At 72.7% G+C, this 24,229-nt stretch carries 17 protein-coding genes; 11 read left to right on the plus strand and 6 right to left on the minus strand.

The window, feature by feature from the left end; translation table 11 throughout:
- Nucleotides 1-172 precede the first annotated feature (172 nt).
- Complete coding sequence (locus tag ACFYYF_RS01390) at nucleotides 173-880, minus strand: PucR family transcriptional regulator (protein ID WP_388770105.1); 708 nt, start codon at nucleotides 878-880, stop codon at nucleotides 173-175.
- On the opposite strand from ACFYYF_RS01390, the gene ACFYYF_RS01395 reads away from it, so the two are divergent.
- The 5 genes from ACFYYF_RS01395 (at nucleotide 857) to ACFYYF_RS01415 (ending at nucleotide 9,196) form a co-directional block, all read left to right on the plus strand.
- A complete protein-coding gene (locus tag ACFYYF_RS01395) occupies nucleotides 857-1,324 on the plus strand; it encodes a PucR family transcriptional regulator (RefSeq protein WP_388770107.1) in 468 nt (155 codons plus the stop codon). The two genes, ACFYYF_RS01390 and ACFYYF_RS01395, sit on opposite strands and share 24 nt — an antisense overlap.
- The gene (locus ACFYYF_RS01400; protein WP_388770109.1) at nucleotides 1,278-4,532 is read left to right on the plus strand and encodes an ATP-binding protein; all 3,255 of its coding nucleotides are present in this window, start codon (nucleotides 1,278-1,280) and stop codon (nucleotides 4,530-4,532) included. The genes ACFYYF_RS01395 and ACFYYF_RS01400 overlap by 47 nt, the downstream gene beginning before the upstream one ends.
- Nucleotides 4,533-4,646: 114 nt before the next feature.
- Complete coding sequence (locus ACFYYF_RS01405; RefSeq protein WP_388770111.1) at nucleotides 4,647-5,120, plus strand: hypothetical protein; 474 nt, start codon at nucleotides 4,647-4,649, stop codon at nucleotides 5,118-5,120.
- 469 nt (nucleotides 5,121-5,589) lie between these two features.
- Complete coding sequence (locus ACFYYF_RS01410) at nucleotides 5,590-8,424, plus strand: hypothetical protein (RefSeq protein WP_388770114.1); 2,835 nt, start codon at nucleotides 5,590-5,592, stop codon at nucleotides 8,422-8,424.
- A gap of 289 nt (nucleotides 8,425-8,713) precedes the next feature.
- Nucleotides 8,714-9,196 carry a potassium channel family protein gene (locus ACFYYF_RS01415; protein ID WP_388770116.1) on the plus strand — a complete coding sequence of 161 codons (483 nt, stop codon included), beginning with the start codon at nucleotides 8,714-8,716 and terminating at the stop codon, nucleotides 9,194-9,196.
- A 36-nt stretch (nucleotides 9,197-9,232) separates the two neighbouring features.
- On the opposite strand, the gene ACFYYF_RS01420 is transcribed toward ACFYYF_RS01415, so the two are convergent.
- Nucleotides 9,233-11,620: an ATP-binding cassette domain-containing protein gene (locus ACFYYF_RS01420; RefSeq protein WP_388770118.1), complete on the minus strand. Its 2,388-nt coding sequence runs from the start codon at nucleotides 11,618-11,620 to the stop codon at nucleotides 9,233-9,235.
- 174 nt (nucleotides 11,621-11,794) lie between these two features.
- On the opposite strand from ACFYYF_RS01420, the gene nhaA reads away from it, so the two are divergent.
- Nucleotides 11,795-13,696, plus strand: a complete 1,902-nt coding sequence (gene nhaA / locus ACFYYF_RS01425; RefSeq protein WP_388771512.1) for a Na+/H+ antiporter NhaA — start codon at nucleotides 11,795-11,797, stop codon at nucleotides 13,694-13,696.
- A 54-nt stretch (nucleotides 13,697-13,750) separates the two neighbouring features.
- Here the strand turns inward: nhaA and ACFYYF_RS01430 are convergent, their stop codons facing one another.
- From ACFYYF_RS01430 to ACFYYF_RS01445, 4 genes are all read right to left on the minus strand, one after another.
- Nucleotides 13,751-14,662: a GlxA family transcriptional regulator gene (locus ACFYYF_RS01430; protein ID WP_388770120.1), complete on the minus strand. Its 912-nt coding sequence runs from the start codon at nucleotides 14,660-14,662 to the stop codon at nucleotides 13,751-13,753.
- 10 nt (nucleotides 14,663-14,672) lie between these two features.
- Complete coding sequence (locus ACFYYF_RS01435) at nucleotides 14,673-15,272, minus strand: cysteine hydrolase family protein (protein WP_388770123.1); 600 nt, start codon at nucleotides 15,270-15,272, stop codon at nucleotides 14,673-14,675.
- A gap of 837 nt (nucleotides 15,273-16,109) precedes the next feature.
- Entirely contained in the window at nucleotides 16,110-16,463 is a 354-nt protein-coding gene (locus ACFYYF_RS01440; RefSeq protein WP_388770126.1) for an ArsR/SmtB family transcription factor, read from the minus strand.
- Nucleotides 16,460-16,906 (minus strand): SRPBCC domain-containing protein, encoded by a 447-nt coding sequence (locus ACFYYF_RS01445; protein ID WP_388770129.1) that lies wholly within the window; start codon nucleotides 16,904-16,906, stop codon nucleotides 16,460-16,462. The genes ACFYYF_RS01440 and ACFYYF_RS01445 overlap by 4 nt, the downstream gene beginning before the upstream one ends.
- A 304-nt stretch (nucleotides 16,907-17,210) precedes the next feature.
- On the opposite strand from ACFYYF_RS01445, the gene ACFYYF_RS01450 reads away from it, so the two are divergent.
- The 5 genes from ACFYYF_RS01450 (at nucleotide 17,211) to ACFYYF_RS01470 (ending at nucleotide 24,216) form a co-directional block, all read left to right on the plus strand.
- Complete coding sequence (locus ACFYYF_RS01450; protein WP_365494744.1) at nucleotides 17,211-17,663, plus strand: phospholipase; 453 nt, start codon at nucleotides 17,211-17,213, stop codon at nucleotides 17,661-17,663.
- Between the two features lie 499 nt (nucleotides 17,664-18,162).
- Entirely contained in the window at nucleotides 18,163-18,699 is a 537-nt protein-coding gene (locus tag ACFYYF_RS01455; RefSeq protein WP_388770133.1) for a three-helix bundle dimerization domain-containing protein, read from the plus strand.
- A 42-nt stretch (nucleotides 18,700-18,741) separates the two neighbouring features.
- The gene (locus ACFYYF_RS01460) at nucleotides 18,742-19,707 is read left to right on the plus strand and encodes a polyphosphate kinase 2 family protein (RefSeq protein ID WP_361690080.1); all 966 of its coding nucleotides are present in this window, start codon (nucleotides 18,742-18,744) and stop codon (nucleotides 19,705-19,707) included.
- Between the two features lies 1 nt (nucleotide 19,708).
- Entirely contained in the window at nucleotides 19,709-22,432 is a 2,724-nt protein-coding gene (locus ACFYYF_RS01465; RefSeq protein ID WP_388770135.1) for a cation-translocating P-type ATPase, read from the plus strand.
- A 53-nt stretch (nucleotides 22,433-22,485) separates the two neighbouring features.
- Nucleotides 22,486-24,216 (plus strand): SulP family inorganic anion transporter, encoded by a 1,731-nt coding sequence (locus tag ACFYYF_RS01470; RefSeq protein WP_388770138.1) that lies wholly within the window; start codon nucleotides 22,486-22,488, stop codon nucleotides 24,214-24,216.
- The last annotated feature ends 13 nt before the right edge of the window (nucleotides 24,217-24,229 follow it).

A 24,229-nucleotide genomic window follows, 5' to 3' on the forward strand; every position in this document is an offset into this window, starting at 1 on the left:
AGGGACGGTGATCGGGGGCGGGCGTCCCGACGCCCGGTGCCCGACAAGACCCGTACGCGACGCCGATGGTTGTACGCCGCCCCTTCACCCCGGATTCACCGCGATGCGGCCGTCCGGAGGGCGGGCTGCCGCGGCGGCCGCGCCGATCGCGACGGGCGGGGCGGGGCGTGGGTCACGGGCGCCGCGCCGGAGCGCGCATCCGCCGCAGTTCCAGCAGGGCGACCAGTCGTTGGTCGGGGTCGGCCAGATCGACGCCGCTGAGCTGGGCGGCCCTGCGGATGCGGTGACGAAGGGTGTTGGGGTGGATGTGCAGCCCGGCGGCGACCTCCTTCACCTCGCCGAACGCGTCGAGGTACCGCAGCAGGGACTCGCACAGCTCCGTACCGTTGCGTCTGTCGTGCTCGGCGAGCCGCCGCAGCGCGGGGTCGTGGACCGTGGGGTTCTCGGCGAGGAGGCCCAGGATCTCGTCCAGGACCACCGCGGCTTTGACCTGCGCGTACGTCGCCACGGTGCGCTCCGGGTCGCGGCCCATGACCCGCAGGATCCGGTCGGCCGACCGCCGGGCCGTCGGCGCGTCGTCGAGACGGGGCGCGGGTTGGGCGATCGCGGCCTGTACCGGACTGCCCAGGTGGCGTCTGAGTGTGGTCACCAGTTCGACGGTCCAGGTGAGGAGTTTGGCGTCCGCCTGGTGACCGGGCGAGACACCGGGCCGCCGGGACGCCGTGTGGTCCGGTCCCGCGGCCGGGTCGGGAACGAGGACGTAGAGCCGTCCGTCCGACTGCGTCGTGACCGCGGTGCGCCGGTAGGCCGCCGCGTGGACGGCGACGATCCCGGCGGCACGGGCCTGGTGCGTGACGTGCTGCGTCTTCTGGAGGGCCATGGGGAGATACGGCATGCCGCCCTGGAGTCCCTGACCGCCCACGACGCCGAACAGGGCACCCGGCTGGCCGACTCCCTTCTGCGCTACCTGGACGCCTTCGGCGACGTGACCGGAGCGGCCAGGACCCTGAACATCCACCCCAACACCCTTCGCTACCGCGTCCGCAGGGCCGCCGCCCTGACCGGCCTGGACCTGGACGACCCGGAGCACCGCCTGGCCGCGATGCTCCAGCTGCGCCTCGGCCGAGATGGCGGGGCCGCGCCCTCCGATCCGTTTCCGGTCGGCCGAGACCGCGGCTGCGGGCCGGGGGTCCGGCCGTTCTCGGCCCGCGCGCTTCCCGCCGACGCCCTAGGGTTGGTCGAAGACGGGTCGTCCACAGGGACCGACGAGGACTGCGATGGTGACGGGTTTCCCGTTCGTGGGACGCGAGGACCTGCTCGGTGAGCTGCGGGACGCACGGGAGCGCGCCGCCGCGGGCCGGGGCGGACTCGTCACCCTGACCGGGACGGCGGGAGCGGGCAAGACCCGCGTCGCGGAGGAGGCCGCCGCACACGCCGAGGGCTTTCGCACGGTGTGGACGTGGTGTCCGCCGGACGCCGTGGACCACGCGCTGCGCCCCTGGTCGCGGCTGCTGCGCGAACTCGTCGTGGCCGACGCGCGCTGCGAACGGCTGGTCGCCGCCTCACCACCGCTGCGGGCGGTGCTCGCCGGGTCGGCGCCGGGCGGACGGACGGAGGCGGACCCGGAGGCGGCACGGGTGCGCCTGGCGGGCGACGTCACCGAGATCCTGACGACGGCGGCACGGCGGCGGCCGCTGCTGCTGGTCCTCGACGACGTCCACGCGGCCGACGCCTCCTCGCTGCGGCTCCTCCTGGAGACCGCGGACGCCGTGCGCGGTGCCCGGGTCCTGCTGCTGGCCACGGCCCGCGACGACGACGCCGCCTGGCGGGACCGCGCCTGGGCACGCACCCAACTGCTGCGCCGCGGAACCGCGTTGCCCGTGGGTCCGCTCCGGGACGAGGACGTGGCGGCACTGCTCGACGCCGCGCGGGGTGGCGCTCCCGAGCCCTCGGCCGCACGCGCGCTGGCCCGGTACACGGGCGGCGACGCCTTCTTCGTGACCGAGCTCCTCAGGTCGGGCGGCGGACTCGAACGACCGGGCTCCGCGGCCCCGGGGACCGCCGTCTCCGTACGGATCCGGGACGCCGTCCGTGCCCGCACGGCCGAACTGCCGCCCGGGGCGGCGCGGTTGCTGGATCTCGCCGCCCTGCTGGGAACACGGTTCCGGCTCGACGTGCTCGCGGAAGCCGCCGACCTCTCCCTCGACGAGGTGCGCGCGCTGCTCGGGGAGGCGGCGGGAGCCGGACTGCTCGCGGAGGCGGGGGCCGGCGAGGGCCGTTTCCGGCACGATCTCCTGCGCGAGGCCCTGTCCGGGAGAGCGGCACCCGCCGAACGGGCCCGCCTGCACCGCGTGCTCGCCGCCGTACTGGCCGAGCACGCCCGGCGCGGCCCCGACACCGGCCCCGCCGAGGTCGCCCACCATCTCCTGCTCTGCGGCCCGGAACACGCGCGGGAGGCCGCCGCGTACTGCCGGGAGGCCGCCGATCGCGCCGCCGCGCTGCTCGCCTTCGAGGAGGCGGCCCGCTGGTACGAGAAAGCCGTACGGGCGTACGCGACCACCACCGGGAGCGGCGAGATCGCCGGTCAGGCCGACCGGGAGCCCGACGACGCCGGGGATCGCGTCGAGGTGCTGCTCGGACTCGGGGCGGCGAAGCTCGGCTCCGGGGACTGGGCGGCGGCCCGTGCCACGCTGCTGGGCGCCGCCTCGCTCGCCCGCCGGGCGGGCCGGCCCGACCTGCTGGCGCGCGCCGCGCTCGGGCTCGGCACGGGTCCCGTCGGGTTCGAGGTGGACGTGGCCGATCACGAGCAGGTCGACCTGCTCGGTGAGGCGCGTTCCGCTCTCGCGGGCGATGCGGCGCACTCCGCGCTGCGCGCCGCCGTCACCGCTCGGCTGTCGCTCGCGGCGGCCTTGCTCGAACCGGAGGAACACCGGGTCGCCCTGGCGGAGGAGGCGGTGGCCGCGGCCCGTGAGGCCGACGACCCGGCGGCCCTCGGACCGGCGCTCGCGGCACTGTGCGACGCCCGGTCCGGTCCGGACCACTGCCGCGACCGCCTCGACCTGTCCCGGGAGATCATCTCCGTGGCCCGCGCCCGGCACGACCTCCCCCTCGAACTCCTCGGCCGGCGGCTGCGGTTGGTCGCGCTGATGGAGACGGGGTCCTTCGCCGAGGCGGACTCCGAGGCGGCCGCCTACGAGACCGCGGCCCGGACACTGCGGCAGCCGCTGTACGCGTGGTACGTGCCCCTGTGGCGCGGCACCCGGGCGCTGATGGAGGGTCGTCACGACGACTGCGCCGCCGCGCTCGACGAGGCGGAGACGCTGGGCGGCGCGGCGGGCAGCACCAACGCGGTGCTCCTCGCGCAGACCCAACGCTGGTGCCTGTACGCGGAGTCCGGCGACCGGGACAGCCTGCGGCGGCTGCGCGACGGCGCCTCGCTGGAGCGGATGCCGGGCGTGTGGCCGCGCGTCACGCTGGCCCTGCTCGCCGCGCAGCTGGGGCTCCCGGAGGAGGCTTCACGACGCCTGACCGGAGTGATGCCCTCACTCCTGCGGGCTCCCCGGGACAGCGAGTGGCTGCCGATGACGGCCCAGGCCGCGGAGACCGTGGGCGCGCTGGGCACCCATCCCTCCGCGTCCGCGCTCTACGACGCCCTGGCGCCGTACGCGGGCCTGTTCGCGGTGGAGGGCATCGGCGCGGCGATCCGGGGCCCGGTCGACCGTCATCTGGCGCTGCTGGCACGGTCCTTGGGCGACGACCGGACGGCCCGTCAGCACCGTGACCGCGCCCTGCGGGCAGCCGGGGAGGCCGGAGCCGTGGCCCTCGCGGAACGCATCGCGCAGGAGACCGGCTCCGACGGGACCGGCCCCGGCGGCCCGGAACCCCGGGGCGCGCCCCACCCCGCCGATCCTGGACCTCGGGAGGCCGCCCTCCCCGCCGGTCCAACACCTCAGGGGGACGACCTCCCCTCGGCACTGTTCCGCCGCGAAGGGCCGCTGTGGCGGCTGGTGTACGCCGGGCGGGAGGCCCGCCTGCCCGACAGCAAGGGCCTGCGCGACATCGCGGTGCTCCTCGGCCGGCCGGGCACCCCGGTCCCGGCGGTCGACCTGGCGGCACCCGGCGGCGGCGCGGCCGCCGGTGATCCGGGCGCCGCCGACCTGCACGCTCCCGGAGATCTGGGTGAGGTCGTCGACGCCACCGCGCGTGCGGCTTACCGGCGACGACTGCGTGAGCTGGAGGAGGAGGCCGCGGACGCCGACGCGGCCGGCGACGCGGTGCGGTCGAGCCGGACCGCGGAGGAGAAGGACGCGCTCGTACGGCAGTTGTCCGCCGCGTACGGCATCGGCGGCCGGGTCCGTCGCGCCGGTTCTCCCGCGGAGCGCGCCCGCACGGCCGTCACGGCCCGCGTCCGCGCCGCCGTTCGCCGCGTCGCGGCGGTCCATCCCGAGCTCGGACGCCATCTGGGGACCGCCGTACGCACGGGCACCCTGTGCGTCTACGAGCCCGAGAACCCGCCCGCCTGGCGTCTGTGAGCCCCGGGCCGTCTCGTGAACCGCCGTGTCACATCGTGCCGTCCGGTCTCACGCGTGAGGGGTGAAGGCGCCGTACGGAACCGGGTACGGCCGGGGAACGAAAGGCAGGACGTCATGCCGCACACAGCCAGGGCAGAGGCCGAACCGAAGCCGGACGAGCCGGTGATCGCGGGCCGGTACGCCCTCGACGCCCACCGGGCCAAGCAACTCGCCGATCTCTTCGTGGAGTTCCTGCGGACGAACAGCGCCCCCGCCGGCCTGTTCACGGACGATGTGTTCCTGGACCTCAGTCTGCCCCAGTGGCGGCGCCAGGCCGTCGGCCGCGACAACCTCGTGGCGCTGCGCCGCGCCGGCCATCCCGCCCTCGGCAGCGTTCCACGGCACCGGGTCGAGGTCACCGGGACCGGGATCGTCATCGAGTTCGAGGAGCGCTGGGAGGACGCCGACGGCGTCTGGTACTGCCGGGAGATGCTCCGCGCCGAGGTGCGCGACGGCTCGATGAGCGAGGTGTCCGTGTACTGCACCGGCGACTGGTCCCCCGAGGTCCAGGCCGCACACCGCCGCGAGGTGACGCTCGTCCGGCCATGAGGGAAGGGCACACGGGAAGGGGGCGGGAAGGCGCGCGGGCGGGACAAGGATGCCTCAGGCGACTCATGCAACCTGCAAGCACTCGCCCCCGACCTCTTGATCATGACATCGCCGCCTGATATTCATGATCACATCTTCCTCACTCGATCTTCACATGCGGACCATCTGAGAGAGCCTTTGACGACCTGCCTTTCCCGCGCGACACGGTTACGTCCGGCCGCGGCCGTCCCAGGTCCCGTCACCTCCTCTCCATGAACCGGAAGCTCCCCGCCGGCCGGAAAGCACCCCGCCCGCCGGAAGCTCACGGCCGGTCCGACCGGAAGATCCCGGAAGAACCCCTCAGGACATCCGGAAGCAGGCCCGCCCCATCGCCGGCGGTCTCCTCCTCCCCTCGGTCTCCCCACAGGGAGGCCGCGTCCGGCTTCTCATCGCCTTCACGTCTCTCCACCCGCTTTCGACAAGGGAACGCATGCCTGCCTTCTGCCCGCACTGCGGCGGTGCCGTGACCGACGAGGCCCGCTACTGCGCCTCGTGCGGCCGGCCCACCACCGCTCCGGCACCCGCTCCGTCCCCGGCGATGCCACCGCCTCCCGCGTCGCCGCCCGCCGTTCCGGGCACCGCGCAGGCTCCGTCCGCCGCGGCCACGGCGCTGACCCGGCTGCTGACCGGCGACTGGGTCGCGCCCGCCCGCATCGCCGCCCTGCCGACGGCTCTCCTGCTGCTCGTTTCCCTGGTCCTGGCGTCGACCGCGGCCGCCGACGACGCCCCCTTCGGCGGCGCCTTCCTCACCGCGCTCGCCGTCGTCCTGTCCGCCCTCGGCGCCCGTCCGGGAATCGAGCTGACCGAGCGGGACTCGGCCTCTCTGGCCTCGCTCGACCTCTCCTTCATGCCCCTCGGGCTGACGCTGCTGTGGGCTGCCGCGCTGTGGTTCGGTGCCCGACTGCATCTGCGCGGCGCGGCCGCCTCCGGCCGACAGGTCGACACGGCGGAGACCGTGCTCCTGGGTGTGCGCAGCGTGCTGTCGGCCGTGGTCGGGTCGCTGCTGCTGGCCTGGACGGCCGGCACGTCCGTCGCGCTCGCGTCCTCTGACTCCTCCGACGCGTCGGCCGCCTACCTGGGCCGGCTTCTGGGCCTCTCCGACGTCACGGTGTCCGTGACGTGCTCTCCCGTGCGCGCGGCCTGCTGGACCCTGGTGCTGGCGTCCCTGGTGCTCTTCCCCACGCTTGGCCGGACATCGATGTCGGCCTGGGCCGCCCGCCGACCGGGGCTGCTCGACTGGCTCCGCGCGGCCCGGCTGGCCGGGGTGGCGCTGGCCGTGCCCCTGGCGCTGGCCGGACTCGCCGCCGTGGTCTTCGTGGTGTCCGAGGCGGGGTTCTCCGCCCTGATACCGGCGCTGCTCCTCGCCCCCAACCTGGCCGCCACCCTGCTGAGCCTGGCCTGCGGGGCATCCGTGGAGTTCACCAACACCCTCGTCCTCCCGGACTCCTCGTCCTGGGGTCAGGACGGCGACGGCTCGGACACGTCGTCGGCGGTCTCGCTGTTCGACCTCCACGATCTCAGCGGATGGGTGTGGGTGTCCGTGCTGCTCGGTCTGATGGCCGTGGTGGTCCTGAGCGTGGGTGTCCTTCGCGAGTCGGCGCGCCCGGCCGCCGCCGTACGCACCGCGGTGTGCTTCGTCTCGGGGTTCGTGCTGCTGGCGGCCATGACGGGAGTCGGGCTCGAACTGTCCTCGGACATCGACGACTCGTCGTACCTGGCCGCGGCGCTCTACCGGGCCCTGTCGATCTCCCCGATGGACGGCGGCGTGCTGACGGTCGGGCCGGCCGTCCCCACCGTCCTGTTCGCGGCGACGGTGTGGGCGGCCATCGGTGTGTTCGGCGTACCCGCGGCCGCTCGCCGGCTCGGCATCACCCGTATCGAGGAGCTGCCCGGACCGGCCGCGCTCGTCGGACGCCTGACCGGCGGGTCCCGGCACACGGCGCCCGCCGTGCCCACCGTCCCTGCCGTTGTCCATGCAGCTGTCCCTGTCTCAGCTCCCGTCACCGCTCCGGTCCACGCTCCCGTTCCGGACGCCGGCATCCCGTCGGACACGGAACCCGAACTCCTCGAAGCCACCGAGGCGACCGACGAGGCCGTGGAATCGGCGCAGGTAACGACGGAGCCGACCGACGAGCCTGCTCCCGCGTCGGCAGACGAACCGGCGGAACCCACCGCCGAGCCGACCGAGTCGACGCAGGAACCGGCGGAACTCGCGGAACCGGCGGGCGAACCGACGGAACCCGTGGATCCCGCGAACGGGCCCGCTGCCGAAGCGGAGGCCCCGGCTGCCGTCGGGCCGACCGGTCCGACGCCCACCGCGGCCGACGCTCCGGTCGACGCGCCTCCGGCCACTCCCCCGGCGCCCCCGGCGCCGACCCCTGCTGCCGGTCCCGCCAGGACTCCCGGCGCGCAGCCCCGGGCCGTACCGGCGGGCGCCGGGCAGCATGCCGCCGCTTTCGCAGGTCTGCCGACCGGGACCATGGCGCACCCTGGGTCCGCGCACCAGGTCGTTCCCGCCCCGGAACAGCCCCGGCCCGTACGGCGCCGGATCGGCTGGGGTGTCGTCACGGCGACCCTCGTGGCGAGCGCGGTGCTCGCCGGAGGTGCCACGGCGGCCGCGCTCTGGCTGACCTCCGAACGTCAGCCGTCCCCGGCGCAGGCGGCTCGCGCCACCGGCGACACCGTGCGGCCGGGAGCCGGCGCTCCCTCTCCCTCGTCGGCGGCGGACTCGGGCGCGCCCGTCGAACCGTCCGGCTCCGACGCGTCGCCCTCCTCCTCGGAGTCGGCAGAGGAGGACATCGCCCAGCAGGTGCAGAGTCTGCTGGAGGAGAACGCGCCGCAGCGTGGACGCGTGGCGAAGGCCCTGATCGCGGGCGGCAGTTGCTCGCACGGCACGAAGCCCGTCGAGGACGCGCGTGACGAACTGTTGGACGTGGCGTCGAAGCGCGAGGACCTCGCCCGCCGGGTCGGCCTCCTCCTCCCGCAGGCGGACGGCGATCTCGCCGAGGCGCTGGGTGCCCTGTCCCGGGCCTGGACGGCATCGGCGAAGGCGGACCGGGGCTACGCCTCCTGGGTGTCGGAAACCGCCGTCTGGATCGACGAGACCGGCGTCAAGGCGTGCGGACACAGTGAGACGCGCAGCACCGCGGACCTGCCCACGGACCACGACGCCGAGGCGACCGCGGCGAAGCACGGATTCGTCGCCCTGTGGAATCCCATCGCCTCGCGGTACGGCCTGCCGCAGGCCGACGCGAGCCACCTCTAGCGGACGCTCCGCCCGGGCCGCACCGCCGTCCCCGCACCCCGTGCGGGCGACGGCGGCGCGGCCGTCGCCCCCGGGGTCCTCACCTCGTGGACACACCGCCATCCCGGTGACCACAGGGTGTGTCTACGACACGAGGACCGCGGTACCGGCGAGGTTGGATCCACGAGCCGCACGGTCGCTCGGTCACGGCGGAGAGCAGCGGGGCACAGCGGTGGGCAGGGTTTCGTGGAGGAGACACCGGGATGCGATCCGCTCCAGTCTGCGGTCCCTTCTGACCTCGGCCGTTCTCGTGGCCGCCTACTATCTGCTCCCGCTCGACCAGGAGTTCAACCTGGCCACGATCCTCGTCCTCGTCGGCGGCATCCTGGCGGTGGCGCTGCTCCTGGCCTGGCAGATCCGCGAGATCACCCTGGCCCCGCGGCCCGAACTCCGCGCCATGGAGGCGCTGGCGACCAGCGCCCCGCTCTACATGCTCCTGTTCGCGACGACCTACTACCTGATGGGGCGCAGCGCGGCGGGCAGCTTCAGCGAGACGCTGTCACGGACCGACTCCCTGTACTTCACCGTGACGGTCTTCAGCACCGTCGGGTTCGGGGACATCACGCCACGCTCCGAGGCGGCCCGTCTGCTGGTCACGGGTCAGATGGTGGTGAACGTCCTGCTGATCGGCGTGGCCGCCCGGCTGCTCGTGTCGGCGGTCCAGCGGGGCAGACTCCAGCAGAACCTGCCGCCGCCGGGCGCCAGGGACACCGGGCCTCCGTACGACGGTTGATCCGGTCGTACGGAGGCCCGGCTCCCCGGCCCCGGGTCAGGCGCCGACGTACGCCGCCAGGTGTTCGCCGGTGAGGGTGGAGCGGGCGGCGACGAGGTCGGCCGGGGTGCCCTCGAAGACGAGCCGGCCGCCGTCGTGACCCGCGCCGGGGCCGAGGTCGATGATCCAGTCGGCGTGTGCCATGACCGCCTGGTGGTGCTCGACGACGATGACCGACTTGCCCGAGTCGACGAGCCGGTCGAGCAGTCCGAGCAACTGCTCCACGTCGGCGAGGTGCAGGCCGGTGGTCGGCTCGTCGAGGACGTACACGCCGCCCTTGTCGGCCATGTGCGTGGCGAGCTTGAGCCGCTGCCGCTCGCCGCCGGACAGCGTGGTGAGCGGCTGGCCGAGGGTGAGGTAGCCGAGCCCGACGTCGGCGAGCCGCGCGAGGATGCGCTGCGCGGCCGGTGTGTGCGCCTCTCCGGCGCCGAAGAACTCCACGGCCTCGTCGACCGACATCGCGAGGACCTCGCTGATGTCACGGCCGCCGAGGTGGTAGTCGAGGACCGAGGCGTCGAACCGCTTGCCCTCGCAGTCCTCGCAGGTGGTGGCGACACCGGCCATCATGGCGAGGTCCGTGTAGATGACGCCGGCGCCGTTGCAGGTGGGGCAGGCGCCCTCGGAGTTGGCGCTGAACAGCGCCGGCTTCACGTCGTTGGCCTTCGCGAAGGCCTTGCGGATCGGGTCGAGCAGACCGGTGTACGTCGCCGGGTTGCTCCGCCGCGAACCGCGGATCGGCGCCTGGTCGACCGACACCACGCCCTCCTCGGCCGGGATGGACCCGTGCACCAGCGAGCTCTTGCCGGAGCCTGCGACGCCGGTGACGACGGCGAGCACCCCGAGCGGGATGTCGACGTCCACGTCGCGCAGGTTGTTCGCGGACGCGCCGCGGATCTGCAGCGTGCCGGTGCGCTCGCGCGGTGTCTCCTTGACCTTGGCCCGGTCGTCGAAGTGGCGGCCGGTGACGGTGCCGCCCTTGCGCAGTTCCTCGACCGTGCCCTCGAAGCAGACGGAGCCGCCGCCGGTGCCCGCGCCGGGGCCGAGGTCGACGACGTGGTCGGCGATCACGATCGTCTCCGGCTTGTGCTCCACGACGAGGACGGTGTTGCCCTTGTCCCGCAGGCGCAGCAGCAGGTCGTTCATCCGCTGGATGTCGTGCGGGTGCAGACCGGCGGTGGGCTCGTCGAAGACGTAGGTGACGTCGGTGAGGGAGGAGCCGAGATGGCGGATCATCTTGACGCGCTGCGCCTCGCCTCCCGACAGGGTGCCCGCCGGGCGGTCCAGGGCGAGGTAGCCGAGGCCGATCTCCACGAACGAGTCGAGCGTCTGCTGGAGCGCGGCGAGCAGGGGCGCGACCGACGGTTCGTCGAGACCGCGGACCCATTCGGCCAGGTCGCTGATCTGCATCGCGCAGGCGTCGGCGATGCTGATCCGCTTGATCTTCGAGGAGCGGGCGCCCTCGCTGAGCCGGGTGCCCTCGCACTCGGGGCAGGCCGCGAAGGTGACGGCCCGGTCCACGAACGCGCGGATGTGCGGCTGCATGGCCTCCTTGTCCTTGGAGAGCATCGACTTCTGGATCCGCGGGACGAGTCCTTCGTACGTCATGTTGATGCCCGCGATCTTCATGCGGGTCGGCTCGTGGTGGAGGAAGTCGTGCAGCTCCCTCTTGGTGTACTTGCGGATCGGCTTGTCCGGGTCGACGAAGCCGGACTCCTTGTAGAGCCGCATGTTCCAGCCGTCCGAGCCGTAGCCGGGGATGGTGATCGCGCCCTCGTTGAGCGACTTGGAGTCGTCGTAGAGCTGTGTGAGGTCGATGTCGGAGACGGCGCCCCGGCCCTCGCAGCGCGGGCACATGCCGCCGGTGCGGTTGAAGGTCGCCTTCACCGCCTTCTTGGCGCCGCGCTCCACGGTGATGGCGCCGCTCGCGCTGACCGAGGGGACGTTGAAGGCGTACGCGCTGGGCGGGCCGATGTGCGGCTTGCCGAGCCTGCTGAACAGGATGCGCAGCATCGCGTTGGCGTCGGTGGCGGTACCGACGGTGGACCGGGGGTCGGCGCCCATCCGCTGCTGGTCGACGATGATGGCGGTGGTGAGACCTTCGAGGACGTCGACCTCGGGCCGGGCGAGCGTGGGCATGAAACCCTGCACGAAGCTGCTGTAGGTCTCGTTGATCAGCCGCTGCGACTCGGCGGCGATCGTGTTGAACACCAGGGAGCTCTTGCCCGAACCGGACACGCCGGTGAACACCGTCAGGCGGCGCTTCGGGATCTCGATGCTGACGTCCTTGAGATTGTTCTCGCGCGCGCCGAGCACACGGATCAGATCGTGGCTGTCGGCGCCGTGCGGCGCGGACGGCCGCGGGTCCGTCCTCGTGGCCTTGCTCATCGTGTCTCCATCTGTCGGGCGGGGGCCGCCTTCGCGGTCCCCGCCGGCATCGCCTGACTCGATCCAACCAGCTTCGCGCGGGAGGACAATGTTCATGCGCCACGCTAGGGGAGGCACGGCCGTCGGCGCTTCTCGAATCCTGACCGGGTCCGGGGCGAGAATCGGAGGATGACCATGCCGTCCGACGCGTCCCCCCTGTCCGCCCAGACCCAGTGCGGTCAGCGCGCCCGCAGCCCGTTGCACGCGTTCCTGCGCACGGAGACCGGCAGCGCCGCCGTGCTGCTCGCCGCCGCGGTGCTGGCCCTGGCTTGGGCCAACATCGGTCCCGATGCGTACGAGACGGTGTGGGGCACCGAGCTGTCGATCCGCGTCGGGTCCGGCGGCGTCTCGCTCGACCTGCGGGAATGGGTCAACAGCGGGCTGATGACGCTGTTCTTCTTCGTCGTCGGTCTGGAGGCGCGCCGCGAGTTCGACCTGGGCGAGCTGCGCGAGCGGCGGCGGGTCACCCTGCCGCTGCTGGCGGGCCTGTGCGGCATGGTCGTCCCCGTCGTCGTGTACCTGGTCATCACCTCGGGCCATGGCACGGCGGCGCACGGCTGGGGTGCCGCGATGTCGACGGACACCGCGTTCGCGCTGGGCATGCTCGCCGTCTTCGGCTCCCGGCTGCCCGGCAGCCTGCGGGTCTTCATGCTCACCATCGCCGTCGTGGACGACTTCCTGGCCCTGGCCGTCGTCGTATTCGCCTACAGCGACACCATCGCGCCGCCCGCGCTGCTGACGGCGCTCGCGCTGTTCGCGGTCGTCCTGCTGGTGCGGCGCACGCTCGGCGCCCGGATCCTGTTCTTGTACGGCGTGCTGGGCGTGGCGATCTGGGTGGCGCTCCTGAAATCGGGCGTCGACCCCGTGGTGACGGGTCTCGCGATGGGCATGCTGACCTACGCGTACCCGGCCGAGCGCAGCGACCTGGAGCACGCGAGCCGGCTGTTCCGGCGCTTTCGCGAGCAGCCGACGCCGGAGCTGGAGCGCACGGTGCGCCGCGGTCTCGCCTCGACGCTGTCGCCGAACGAGCGGCTCCAGCAGATGTACCACCCCTGGACCAGTTACGTGATCGTGCCGCTGTTCGCCCTGGCCAACGCCGGTATCACGCTGAGCACCGGTCAGCTCGCCGACGCGTTCACCTCGCCCATCACTCTCGGCATCCTCTTCGGCTACATGATCGGCAAGCCGGTCGGCGTCATCGGCGGCACCTGGCTGACCACGCGCGCCGGCCGGGGACGGCTGCACCCGCCCGTCGGCTGGGGCGCGATCACCGCGGGCGGGACGCTGGCGGGCGTGGGCTTCACCGTGGCGCTGCTGATCGCGTCGCTGGCCTTCGAGGGTGAACGGCTGGAGCAGGCGAAGATCGGCATCCTGGCCGCGGTCGCCGGCTCGTTCCTCCTCACCTGGATCGTCACCCTGGTGATCGGCGCACTCAGCGGGCGTTCCCGCGCGCGGGCCCTCCTCGGCACCGGCCAGACGATCGTCGATCTGAGCGAACCCGTCGACGTGGAGCGCGACCATGTGCGCGGGCCGGTCGACGCGCCGGTGACGCTCGTCGAGTACGGCGATTTCGAGTGTCCGTACTGCGGACTGGCCGAATCGGTGGTGCGTGAACTGCTGGCCGACTTCGGGGACGTCCGCTATGTGTGGCGCCATCTGCCGCTCAACGACGTGCACCCCAACGCCCAGCTCGCCGCGCAGGCCGCCGAGGCCGCGGCCCGTCAGGGCCGCTACTGGGAGATGCACGACCTCCTCATGGGTCACCAGGGCGAGCTGGGCCCGAAGGACCTGTTCCGGTACGCCGCCGAGCTCGGCCTGGACAGCGGACGCTTCCGCGCGGACCTGCGAGGCGGCGCGAGCGTGGCCCGGGTGGCGATGGACGTCGAGTCGGCGGACCTCAGCGGGGTCTCGGGCACGCCGACGTTCTTCGTCAACGGGCGCCGTCACTACGGCGCGTACGACATCGCCTCCCTGACGGCGGCCGTCCGCGCCGCGCGCCAGCGGACGACGCTCACGGGCGCGGGGCAGGATGGCTGAGGCCCCGGCGGCCCGAAGGGGAGGACCGTCTGCGGCCGGCCCGCTCGACGCGTCTCAGGTCGCGCGGGCTCGCAGCCGGCGCAGCATCCGGGCGTCCTCGAAGCCCACGGCGCGGGCGGCGGCGTCGACAGTGAGACCGTGGCTGATGAGGTGCTCGGCACGCTCCAGTCTGAGGGCCTGCTGGTAGCGCAGCGGTGTGAGGCCCTGGGTCGCGCGGGTGAAGAGCCGGGTCAGGGTGCGTTCGCTGACGCCCACGGCGGCGGCCAGCTCCGGCAGGGGCACCGGCCGGTCGAACCGGGCGTCGAGCAGGTCCTGGGCGCGGTGCACGGTGTCGTCCAGGTGGGACCGGTGCCGGAGCATCGCGCTGGCCTGGGGTTCATGGCCGTTGCGCCGTGCGTAGACGACCATGTCGCGGGCGACCTGCGCCCCCGCGGCCGGGCCGTGCCGGCCGGCGACGATGTGCAGGGCGAGGTCGATCCCGCTGGCGATGCCCGCCGATGTGACGACCCGGTCGTCCTGCGTGTAGAGGACGTCGCGGACCACGGCCGCCTGGGGGTAGCGGCGGGCGAGTTCGTCCTGGACGTCATGATGGGTGGTGCAGCGTCGTCCGTCGAGCAGTCCGGCCCGGCCGAGAGCGTCGGCTCCCGCGCAGACGCTGGCGACGGTGCCGCCCCGCGCATGGTGGTCCCGGAGGACCCGCAGCGTCGCATCGCCGATGCGGGGACCCTCGGCGAGGGTCAGGGCGCGCCAGCCGGGCACGACGATCAGGTCCTCGGGGCCGAGCTCGGGCCACTCGGTCAGGGCCGTCAGCGGCAGTCCCTGGGCGGTGACGATCCGCGGCTGTTCCGCGACGTAGCCGAGGGAGTAGGGGTGCCCGAAGTCGGCGGCCGTTGAGAAGACCTGCGCGGGGCCGGCCAGGTCCAGCAGATGGACTCCGGGCACCAGGAAGAAGACGATGTGGCTCACGATCCGGTCATCATGCCCGAGACGCGGCGGCGGTCTCCAGTTCGTCGACCGTGGCGATGACGGCGAAGCGCCCGGCCAGGGCGTACTCGGTACGCCTGATGACCTCGTCGGCGCCGAGGGTGCGGGGGTCCGCGAGCAGTTCCGCCACGCTCTGATCCGCGGGGGCGTCCCGGTGCGGGATGGGGTTGGTGGCGGTGGCGTCGGTGACGAACGTGACCCGGTAGCCGAGGTCGCTTGCGAGGCGGGTGGTGGTCTCCACGCACTGCTCGGTCCGGATGCCGCAGACCGTGAGCTCGCGGACTCCGCGTTCCGTGAGGAGCTGCTGGAGGTTGGTGGTGGTGAAGGCGTTGTGGGAGGTCTTGTGGACCAGCGGCTCGCCGTCCTCGCGGCGGAGTTCGTCCATCAGCCGGACGTGGCCGAGGGCGGGGTCGAAGACGTCGCCGCTGCCGGGCTCCGCGTGCAGCACCCACACCACGGTGTCGCCGGCCTCACGGGCGAGCCGGACGAGCCGGTCCACCCGGTCGGTGATCTTCGGGTCGGAGATGGTCTCCCACAGGGGGTGCGCGCGGAAGGATTCCTGGACGTCGATGACGATCAGTGCTCGGGTCATGGCTCCACTCTGACCGGGGCACGCGCCAGGGGGACAGGCCACATCGGGTCCGACTGCGGACCGATCCGGTCACGCATGCGGAGGGGGAGCAGGCGGACACATGTACGTGGGCCCATGCATGGGCCCACGTACATGGACACATGAACAGGGAGTGCAGGACACATGTACACGGCGACGCACACGAACGCGCGAGGGCTGGAGACATGAACACCCCGGAACACGACCCATGAACATGGGCACGCAAGCCGCTCCCCGCCACCTGGCGCCGGTCAGTGGGTGGCGAGCGGCACGGGGCGGACGGGGGGAGCCGGGCGGCGGCGGCCGGGCGGCGGGAGCCGGGCAGCGGGAGCCGGGCGGCGGGAGCCGGGCAGCGGGAGCCGGGCAGCGGGAGCCGGGCAGCGGGAGCCGGGCAGCGGGAGCCGGGCAGCGGCGGCCGGGCGGCGGGAGCCGGGCAGCGGCGGCCGGGCGGCGGGAGCCGGGCAGCGGCGGCCGGGCGGCGGGAGCCGGTCAGTGGCCGCCGGGAGCCGGTCAGTGGCCGCCGGGCAGCGGGAGCTGGAACGGCGGGCGGGCGGAGGGAGCCGGAACGGCGGCAGCTGGGCGGCAGGAGCCGAGCGGCGGCAGCTGGGCTGCGGGAGCCGGAACGGCGGCCGGGCGGCGGGAGCCGGGGGCGGGCGCCGGGCAGCGGGACCTGGGCGCCGGGCAGCGGGCAGCGGGAGCGGGTCAGCGGGCGGGGGGAGCCGGTCAGCGGGCGGCGGGAGCCGGTCAGTGGCCGCCGGGCAGCGGGCAGCGGGGCCTGGGCATCGGGACCTGGGTGCCGGGGAACGAGCACGGGGTGGGTCACTCGCGCGCAGCGCGTTCCGCGGTCTCGGCGACGTGCTTGACGTGCGCGAGGCGCCGGTCCCAGTCGGCGGCGAGCGCGGCCATCCACCGGGCGGTGGCGTTCAGCGCGGCCGGCCGCACGGCGTACCGCACCTCCCGCCCGACCCGGCTCCCGGTGACGAGCCCGGCCGCGTCCAGCACGGCGAGGTGCTTGACCACGGCCTGCCGCGACACGGGCAGTTCCTCGGCCAGCTTCGTGGCCGTGACCTCGCCCCGGGCCGCCAGCAGATCGAGCAGGTGACGCCTCGTCGGGTCGGCGAGCGCGGCGAGCACGCCGTCGACCTCCTCGCTCCCGCTCTGTGCCTCGGTCACACCGACGGCTGGGCGGCGCGCTTCTTGAACGCCTCCAGGACCTGGGGCCAGCCGTTGCTGTTGTCCTCGTGGGCCTTGTGCCGCAGCTCGGCGGAGCCGGACAGCGCCGCGAAGCCGCTCTCGACGACCCGCAGCCGTGTGCTCGTGCCCTCCGGAATCAGGGTGAACTCGACCAGGGTGCTGTTGCCGTCGCTCAGCGGGTCTCCGGGGAACGCGCTGGTCCAGCGGTAGGCGACGTAGGTGGGCGGCTCGACCTTCTCCACCCGCACCGGGAACTCCCCGTACCGGGCGTTCTTCACGACGACGGACTCGCCCGCCCTGCCCTCGGTGGTCGGCAGGCTCTCCTCGTCGGCCACCCAGAAGCCGGGCACGGCCACCAGCGGCCAGACCCGTTCCAGGGGCGCTTCGATCAGGGTTTCGCGTTCGATCCGGTCCTCGGTCATGACGTACTCCTTCGAAGCCATCATTGATGCAACTCCAGGGTTGCACGTCACTCGTTTCATAGCAACCTTGCGGTTGCACGTCACGGGCGCCAATGGGATGCGACCGGGACACCACCCACCCCAAGGAACACATCCAGCCATAGGCCGCCATGGTGGTCGCAGACATGAAACATGTCCCCCCAACTCCTGCGAGTTAATTGATTGTTGGGGTCCAAGCACTAGTCAAAGGGGGTCGCCGTGCCGATCATTCCTGTCATGAACCTGCAGCCCGACGGGCGGGTCGCAGCCTCATGGAGGTGTTGGGATGCACCGAAGACTCGCCACCGGCCTCGCCGCCTCGGCCATGGCCCTGGTGGCCGTCACGGCGACCGCTACAGCCGCTAGCGCCGCCCCTGCCGACAAGCCCCAAGTCCTGTCCAGCTGGACCCAGACCAGCGCGTCGAGCTACAACGCGTGGGTCGCCGCACGTGCGAACCAGTCCGCCTGGTCGGCGTACGCGTTCGACTGGTCCACCGACTACTGCTCCACCTCGCCGGACAACCCGTTCGGCTTCCCCTTCTCCACCTCATGCGCCCGCCACGACTTCGGCTATCGCAACTACAAGGCCGCGGGCACCTTCGACGCCAACAAGTCCCGTCTCGACAGCATGTTCTACGCGGACCTCGGCCGCGTCTGCGCCAACTACAGCGGCGCGACGAAGGCCTCCTGCGACAGCACCGCGTGGACCTACTACCAGGCGGTCAAGGTCTTCGGCTGAGGCCCGGCCCCCGGACGGCGAGGCACCGCACAGGGTGCGGGCCGTCGATGACATGTGTCCGCCCCTACGACACCGGGACGCGAGCCGACTCGCGGCCATTTGAGTCCTGCTGACGGATCGCCGTCTCCCCGATCCGTCGGAGTGGCCGACCTCCGCCCGGTCCCCGCAACACCCCCTGCCACCCGCCCCGTCGTCCCCCGGCATGCCCTCCCCCTGTCCCGTCCGCAGGACACACACGGGGTGTCATGGCCGTGGGCGCGGGTCGGGTGGCACGGGCCGTCGCACACCTCGCGCACCGCCCTCGGCGGCGGCCCCCGGCCGGCACCCGGGCCGGCGCGCGTCGTCCGTGAGGCGGTTTCGACCGGACGGACCCAGAATGAGTGGGACGGCCTCGTAACCCGGCCGTCGAGCCGTCTCGGGGCAGCCGGATCGTGACCGTTGGCCTTGCGGTCTCCGCCCCTTGAGGCTCGCGACTTGCGAGCGCGCGGGTGGTCGAACGATGAAGAGGGACGAGCCGGAAGCCACGGACGACGAGAGCAGCGCGCCGGGGGGAGCGAGCCGCGCCCCCGCCCCGCCCGCGGACGCCGTCGCGACGGCGGACCCCGAGGCTCCCGTGGACGCCGTCGCGAGCGCGGATCCCGCGGCTCCCGTGGACGTCCGCCAGGACGAGGCGGCCGCCCTGCGTCACCTGACCGCACGCATGAAGGCCGCGTACCCCTCGGTCGCCCCGGCCGTCGTGGACCAGGTGGTCGCGACGGCCCGCAGCTCGTTCCAGCAGGCCAAGGTCAGGACGTACGTCCCCATTCTGGTCGAGCGCAAGGTCCGTGCGCTGCTCTCCGGTCTCGACGGTGAGGGGAGTTCCCCCGCGCCCGCCGTCGGCGGCGCGGGCGACGGCGGGCCGAGGACGGCGGGCACGCTGGAACGGTCCGCCGGCGGCCCGCGCCGCTCTTCCCTGCTGGACCGCTGGATCCCCGCGAGGCTGCGGCCCGCGCCCGCGTCCGCGTCCGACCTGGGCGGTGTCGGTGAGGGCCGGTGACCGCGCGGCGCTCACCGTGACAGCGAGAAGAGGCGGGTCGTCATGACGGATGCCAGGGCCGAGCACGTCGCGAAGCTCATCGAGCCCCTGCGGGTCGAACCGGGGTCACGGGTGAAGCTGGGCAGGGACTTCGACCCCCGCTACAAGGGCGGCCTGAAGAAGAAGCAGGGGGTGGAGCTGCTGCGCACGGGGGTGTCGCTGCTCGCCGAGTACCAGGAACGGCTCGCCGCGCAGGACACGTACGGCGTCCTGCTGTGTCTCCAGGCGCTGGACGCCGGAGGCAAGGACGGCACGATCCGGCACGTGATGAGCGGGGTGAATCCCCAGGGCGTCAAGGTGAGCAGCTTCAAGCAGCCCTCCACCGAGGAGCTCGACCACGACTATCTGTGGCGGTACGCGGCCAAGCTGCCCGCCCGCGGGGACATCGCGATCTTCAACCGTTCGCACTACGAGGAGGTGCTGGTCGTCCGGGTCCATCCGGAGGTCCTCGACCGGCAGCGGCTGCCGGCGGAGGTGCGCGGGCCGGACATCTGGGACCGGCGCTACCGGGCCGTCAACGAATGGGAGCGCTATCTGACGGACAACGGGTTCAAGGTCGTGAAGATCTTCCTGAACCTGTCCAAGGAGGAGCAGCGCACCCGTTTCATGAAGCGGCTCGACGTGCCGGAGCGGAACTGGAAGTTCTCCGCCGCCGACGTCCGGGAGCGCCGGTACTGGGACGCGTACCAGCACGCCTTCTCCGAGATGCTCTCGCACACGAGTACGCCGTGGGCGCCCTGGTACGTCGTCCCGGCGGACCGGAAGTGGTTCGCGCGGATCGCCACGGCGGCCGTGCTGGTGCACACGCTCATGGACATCGATCCGGCCTACCCGGTGGTCGGCAAGAAGGCCCGCAAGGATCTCCGCGCCGCACGGCGGGAACTGGAGGCCGACGCTCCCGAGGGCGCGCCGGCCGATCCTTACGCGGCCCGGCATCGAGGCCGTACCGGATCGGGATCGGAGAGCTGACATGGCGACGCAGTCGAGCGGTCCGAAGGCTCCGGAGCGCGCCGCTCCGGAGCTCTGGTACGCGCGTGAGCCGCAGGACGTCGCTTCGGCCTTCGAGGTCGACCCCGCCTCGGGACTCACGGCGGCCCGGGTCGCGGAACTGCTGGCCGAGAACGGGCCGAACACGCTGCCGGAGGAGAAGCAGAAGCCGGCCTGGCGGCGGTTCGTCGATCAGTACCGCAGCTACATGCAGGTCGTCCTCCTGGTGGCCGCGATCGTCTCGCTGGCGATCTCCGAGTGGACCACGGCGATCCTGCTCGTCCTGCTGACCCTGCTGAACGCGGTCGTGGGACTGCGGCAGGAGGGGAAGGCCGAGAGCGCGATGAACGCGCTCCAGTCGATGCTGACGGCGACGGCCCGGGTGAGGCGTGACGGGAGCGAGTCGGAGATCCCCGCGGAGCAGGTGGTCGTCGGCGACGTCCTGCACATCTCCGCCGGGGACCAGGTTCCGGCGGACGGGCGGATCATCGAGGCCCACGCGCTCCAGATCGACGAGTCGGCGCTCACCGGTGAGAGCGTCCCCGCGTCGAAGGACGCCACGACCCTGCCGAAGGTCCTGCTGGGTCCTGGGGATCAGTCGAACATGGCGTTCATGCACACGCCGGTCACCCACGGCAGCGGTCTCGTGATCGTGACCGGGACGGGCGCGGGCACCGAGCTGGGCAAGATCTCGGAGATGCTGTCGACGACCGAGCGGGAGGAGGCGCCGCTCACCAGGGAACTCGACTCGCTGACGCTGTGGATCACCGCCGCCGCGGGCCTGACCATGATCGTGATGTTCGCCCTCGGGTACCGCCGCGACCAGGCCTGGGACGCCCTGTTCGTCAGCGCGGTCTCGCTGGCCATCGCCGCCATCCCCGAGGCCCTGCCCACGGTCACCCAGGCGATCCTGTCCGTCGGCAGCCTCAGTCTGGCGAAACGCAACGCGATCGTGAAGGAGTTGCCGTCCGTCGAGACCCTGGCGTTCACGTCGGCGATCAACTCGGACAAGACCGGCACCCTGACCATGAACCAGATGACGGCGGTGGAGGTGGTGACACCCACCGACCGCTACACCGTCACCGGCACGGGCTACGGCCTCGAAGGGCGGATCCACCACGCCGCGGGCTCCTCCGCGGGCATCGAGGAGGCGATCCTCCCGTACCTCGTGGCGAACGACGGCAGACTGGTGGACGGCGAGGTCGTGGGCGATCCCACCGAGGGCGCGTTCCTGGTGCTGGCGCACAAGGCCGGGCTGGACATCGAGGCCACCCGCGAGCGGCTGCCCCGGCTCGCCACGCTGCCCTTCGACCCCGGCTACAAACTGATGGCCACCTTCAACTCCGCCGTCGACCCGTCCGGGCGTCCGGTGGTGCGCTGCTTCGTCAAGGGCGCGGCCCCGGCGGTGCAGGCCCGCGCGACGACCGCGCTGTCGGGAGGGACGACCGTCCCGTGGGACGCGGAGCTGAGCCGGCGCGCCGACGAGCAGGGCGAGCGCATGGGCGGGGAGGGACGCCGGGTGATGGCGGCGGCCACCCGGGATCTGGACCCGGCCGCATTCGATCCGGACGGAGACCTGCTCGGTTACGTCACCGGACTGCGGATGACGAGTCTGGTCGGGATGGTCGACCCGCCGCGCGAGGAGTCGAAGGCCGCCGTGGCCAGCGCCCAGGCGGCTCACATCCGGGTCCGCATGGTGACCGGGGACGACGTCACGACCGGTGCCGCCATCGCGCGGCAGCTCGGCATTCCCGGCGAGGCCGTCCTAGGCGCCGACTTCGCCGCGCTGCCGGAGAGCGAGCGGCTGGCCCGTATCGACGGCATCGGTGTGGTGGGACGGGTCGCCCCCGAGCACAAGGTGCTGCTCGCGGACACGCTCAAGAAGAAGGGTGCCGTCGTCGCGATGACCGGCGACGGCGTCAACGACGCGCCCGCCATCAAGGCGGCCGACATCGGCATCGCCATGGGCAGCGGCACGGACGTGGCGAAGAACGCGGCGCGGATGATCCTGTCCGACGACAACTTCACGACGATCGTCTACGCGGTGGAGCAGGGCCGCAAGCTCTACGACAACCTCACCAAGTACATCCGTTTCGTGCTGCTGTTGCTGGTCACGTTCGTCCTGACCTTCCTCGGGGCGACCATTTTCAACATCGCGGCGGGTGAGCCCTTCACCCCGCCGCAGGTGCTGTGGATCCACTTCGTGGTCAACGCCTCGTTCGGCTTCGCGCTCGGCTTCGACCAGGAGAGCGTGGGGCTCATGCGACGCAGACCGCGGCCGCGGGGGGAGTCGGTGCTGACCCGGCCGGTGATGGTGACCGTCGGGCTCAGCGGGCTGGCCATCACGCTGATCCTGCTCGGATTGATCAAGCTGGGCGAATCCCGTTACGACAGCGTGGAGAAGGGCAGTTCGATCGCGTTCACCGCGTTCGCGCTCTGTCTGATCGTGGCCGCCTTCGAATGCCGCAGCGAGACGGATTCGGTGCTGACCGCGAGCACCTTCGACAGCAAGCAGATGAACTGGACGGCGCTCGCGCAGTTCGTCCTCGCGGTCGCGGTGACGCAGATGGACGGGTTCCGCCGCATCCTCGGCACCACCGAGATCAACGCGCGGCAGTTCGGCTGGGCGCTGCTGTCCGCGGTCGCTCTCCTGGTCGTGTGGGAGGTGGGTAAGCTCCTGGCCCGCAGGGCGCGGGCCGCCGGCTGACCGCGGCGGGCCCCTGTCCATGACATCGTCGGCGCGATCCGAAGGACTGGCCCGTGTCGAAGCACCACGGCACCCCGAGCGGAGGGTGGCGTCCCCCCGTGCCGGCGCTGCCCGGACTTCCGGTGCTCAGGCACTACCGGCGGAGCTGGCTGCGCGGAGACCTGCTGGCCGGGGTGACGGTGGCCGCCTATCTGGTGCCGCAGGTGATGGCGTACGCCAGTGTCGCGGGACTGCCGCCGGTCGTGGGTCTGTGGGCGATCCTGCCCGCCATCGTGCTGTACGCCCTGCTGGGTTCGTCCCGGCTTCTGTCGGTGGGGCCCGAGTCGACGACCGCGCTGATGACCGCGACGGTCGTGGGGCCGCTCGCCGGGGGCGATCCCGAGCGGTACGCGGTGCTGGCCTCCGCACTCGCCGTCGCCGTCGGGCTCATGTGTGTGGTGGCCTGGGCCGCGCGGCTGGGCTTCGTGGCCGATCTGCTCTCCCGGCCCGTGCTGATCGGGTATCTGGCGGGCGTGGCACTGATCATGATGGTGGATCAGCTCACGAAGCTCACCGGTGTGCCGACGGACGGTTCGGGGTTCTTCCCGAAACTGGCCTCCTTCTTCGGGAACCTGGACGAGATCCATCCCGCCACGGTCCTCTTCAGCGCCGCGGCCCTGGCCGTCCTGTATCTGGCCACGCGTTTCCGCTGGCGCGTGCCGGGGCCGCTGCTGGTCCTGGTCGCGGGTACGGCGGTGGCCGCGGCCTTCGACCTCGGGGACCACGGCCTCGCGGTGATCGGGGAGATCCCGGCCGGACTGCCGCACCCGGAGTTCCCCCCGCTCGACACCCTGCCCGAACTGCTGCTGCCCGCGGTCGGTGTCCTGCTCGTGGGGTACACCGACTTCATCCTCACGGCGCGCGCCTTCACGACCGAGGACGACGGCGGCACGGGGATGGACGCGAACCAGGAGCTGCTGGCCCTGGGGGCCGCGAACCTCGGCGCGGGCACCCTTCAGGGGTTCCCGGTGAGCAGCAGCGCCAGCCGTACGGCCCTCGCGCAGTCCGGGGGCGCGCACACCCAGGCGTACGGGCTGACGGCCGGGGTCTCCGTGCTGGCCGTCCTGCTGTTCCTGAGTCCCCTGCTGACCGACACGCCCAAGGCCGTCCTCGGTGCGCTGGTCGTCTACGCCGCCATCCGGATGATCGACCTGGCGGGCTTCCGGCGGCTGGCGGGCTTCCGGCTGCGCGAACTCCTGCTGGCGCTCGGCTGTCTCGTCGGCGTCCTCGCCCTCGACATCCTCTACGGGGTGCTCGTGGCGGTGGGTCTGTCCGTCGCCGAGCTGCTGAGCCGGGTGGCGCGCCCGCACGACGCGGTCCAGGGTCTGGTGCCGGGGCTCGCGGGCATGCACGACGTCGACGACTACCCGGACGCGCGGGTGATCCCCGGTCTGCTGGTCTACCGCTACGATTCCCCGCTGTTCTTCGCCAACGCGGAGGACTTCCGGCGCAGCGCCCTGGCCGCGGTGGCCGAACAGGAGGTGCCGGTCCGGTGGTTCGTCCTGAACGCGGAGGCCAACGTCGAGGTGGACATCACTGCCCTGGACTCGCTGGACGAGCTGCGCCGGGAACTCGAGGGCAGGGGTGTCGAGTTCGCGATGGCCCGGGTCAAGCAGGATCTGCGCGACGACCTGGACGCGTACGGCCTGAGCGAGTCGGTCGGCGAGGACCGCATCTTCCCCACCCTGCCCACGGCGGTCGCCGCCTACCGTGCCGCGTACGGCGATCAGGACGGTGATCTCTAGGGCGGACACGCCC

Origin of the sequence: Streptomyces sp. NPDC001914, assembly GCF_042891215.1 — a bacterium.
Lineage (GTDB): Bacteria > Actinomycetota > Actinomycetes > Streptomycetales > Streptomycetaceae > Streptomyces.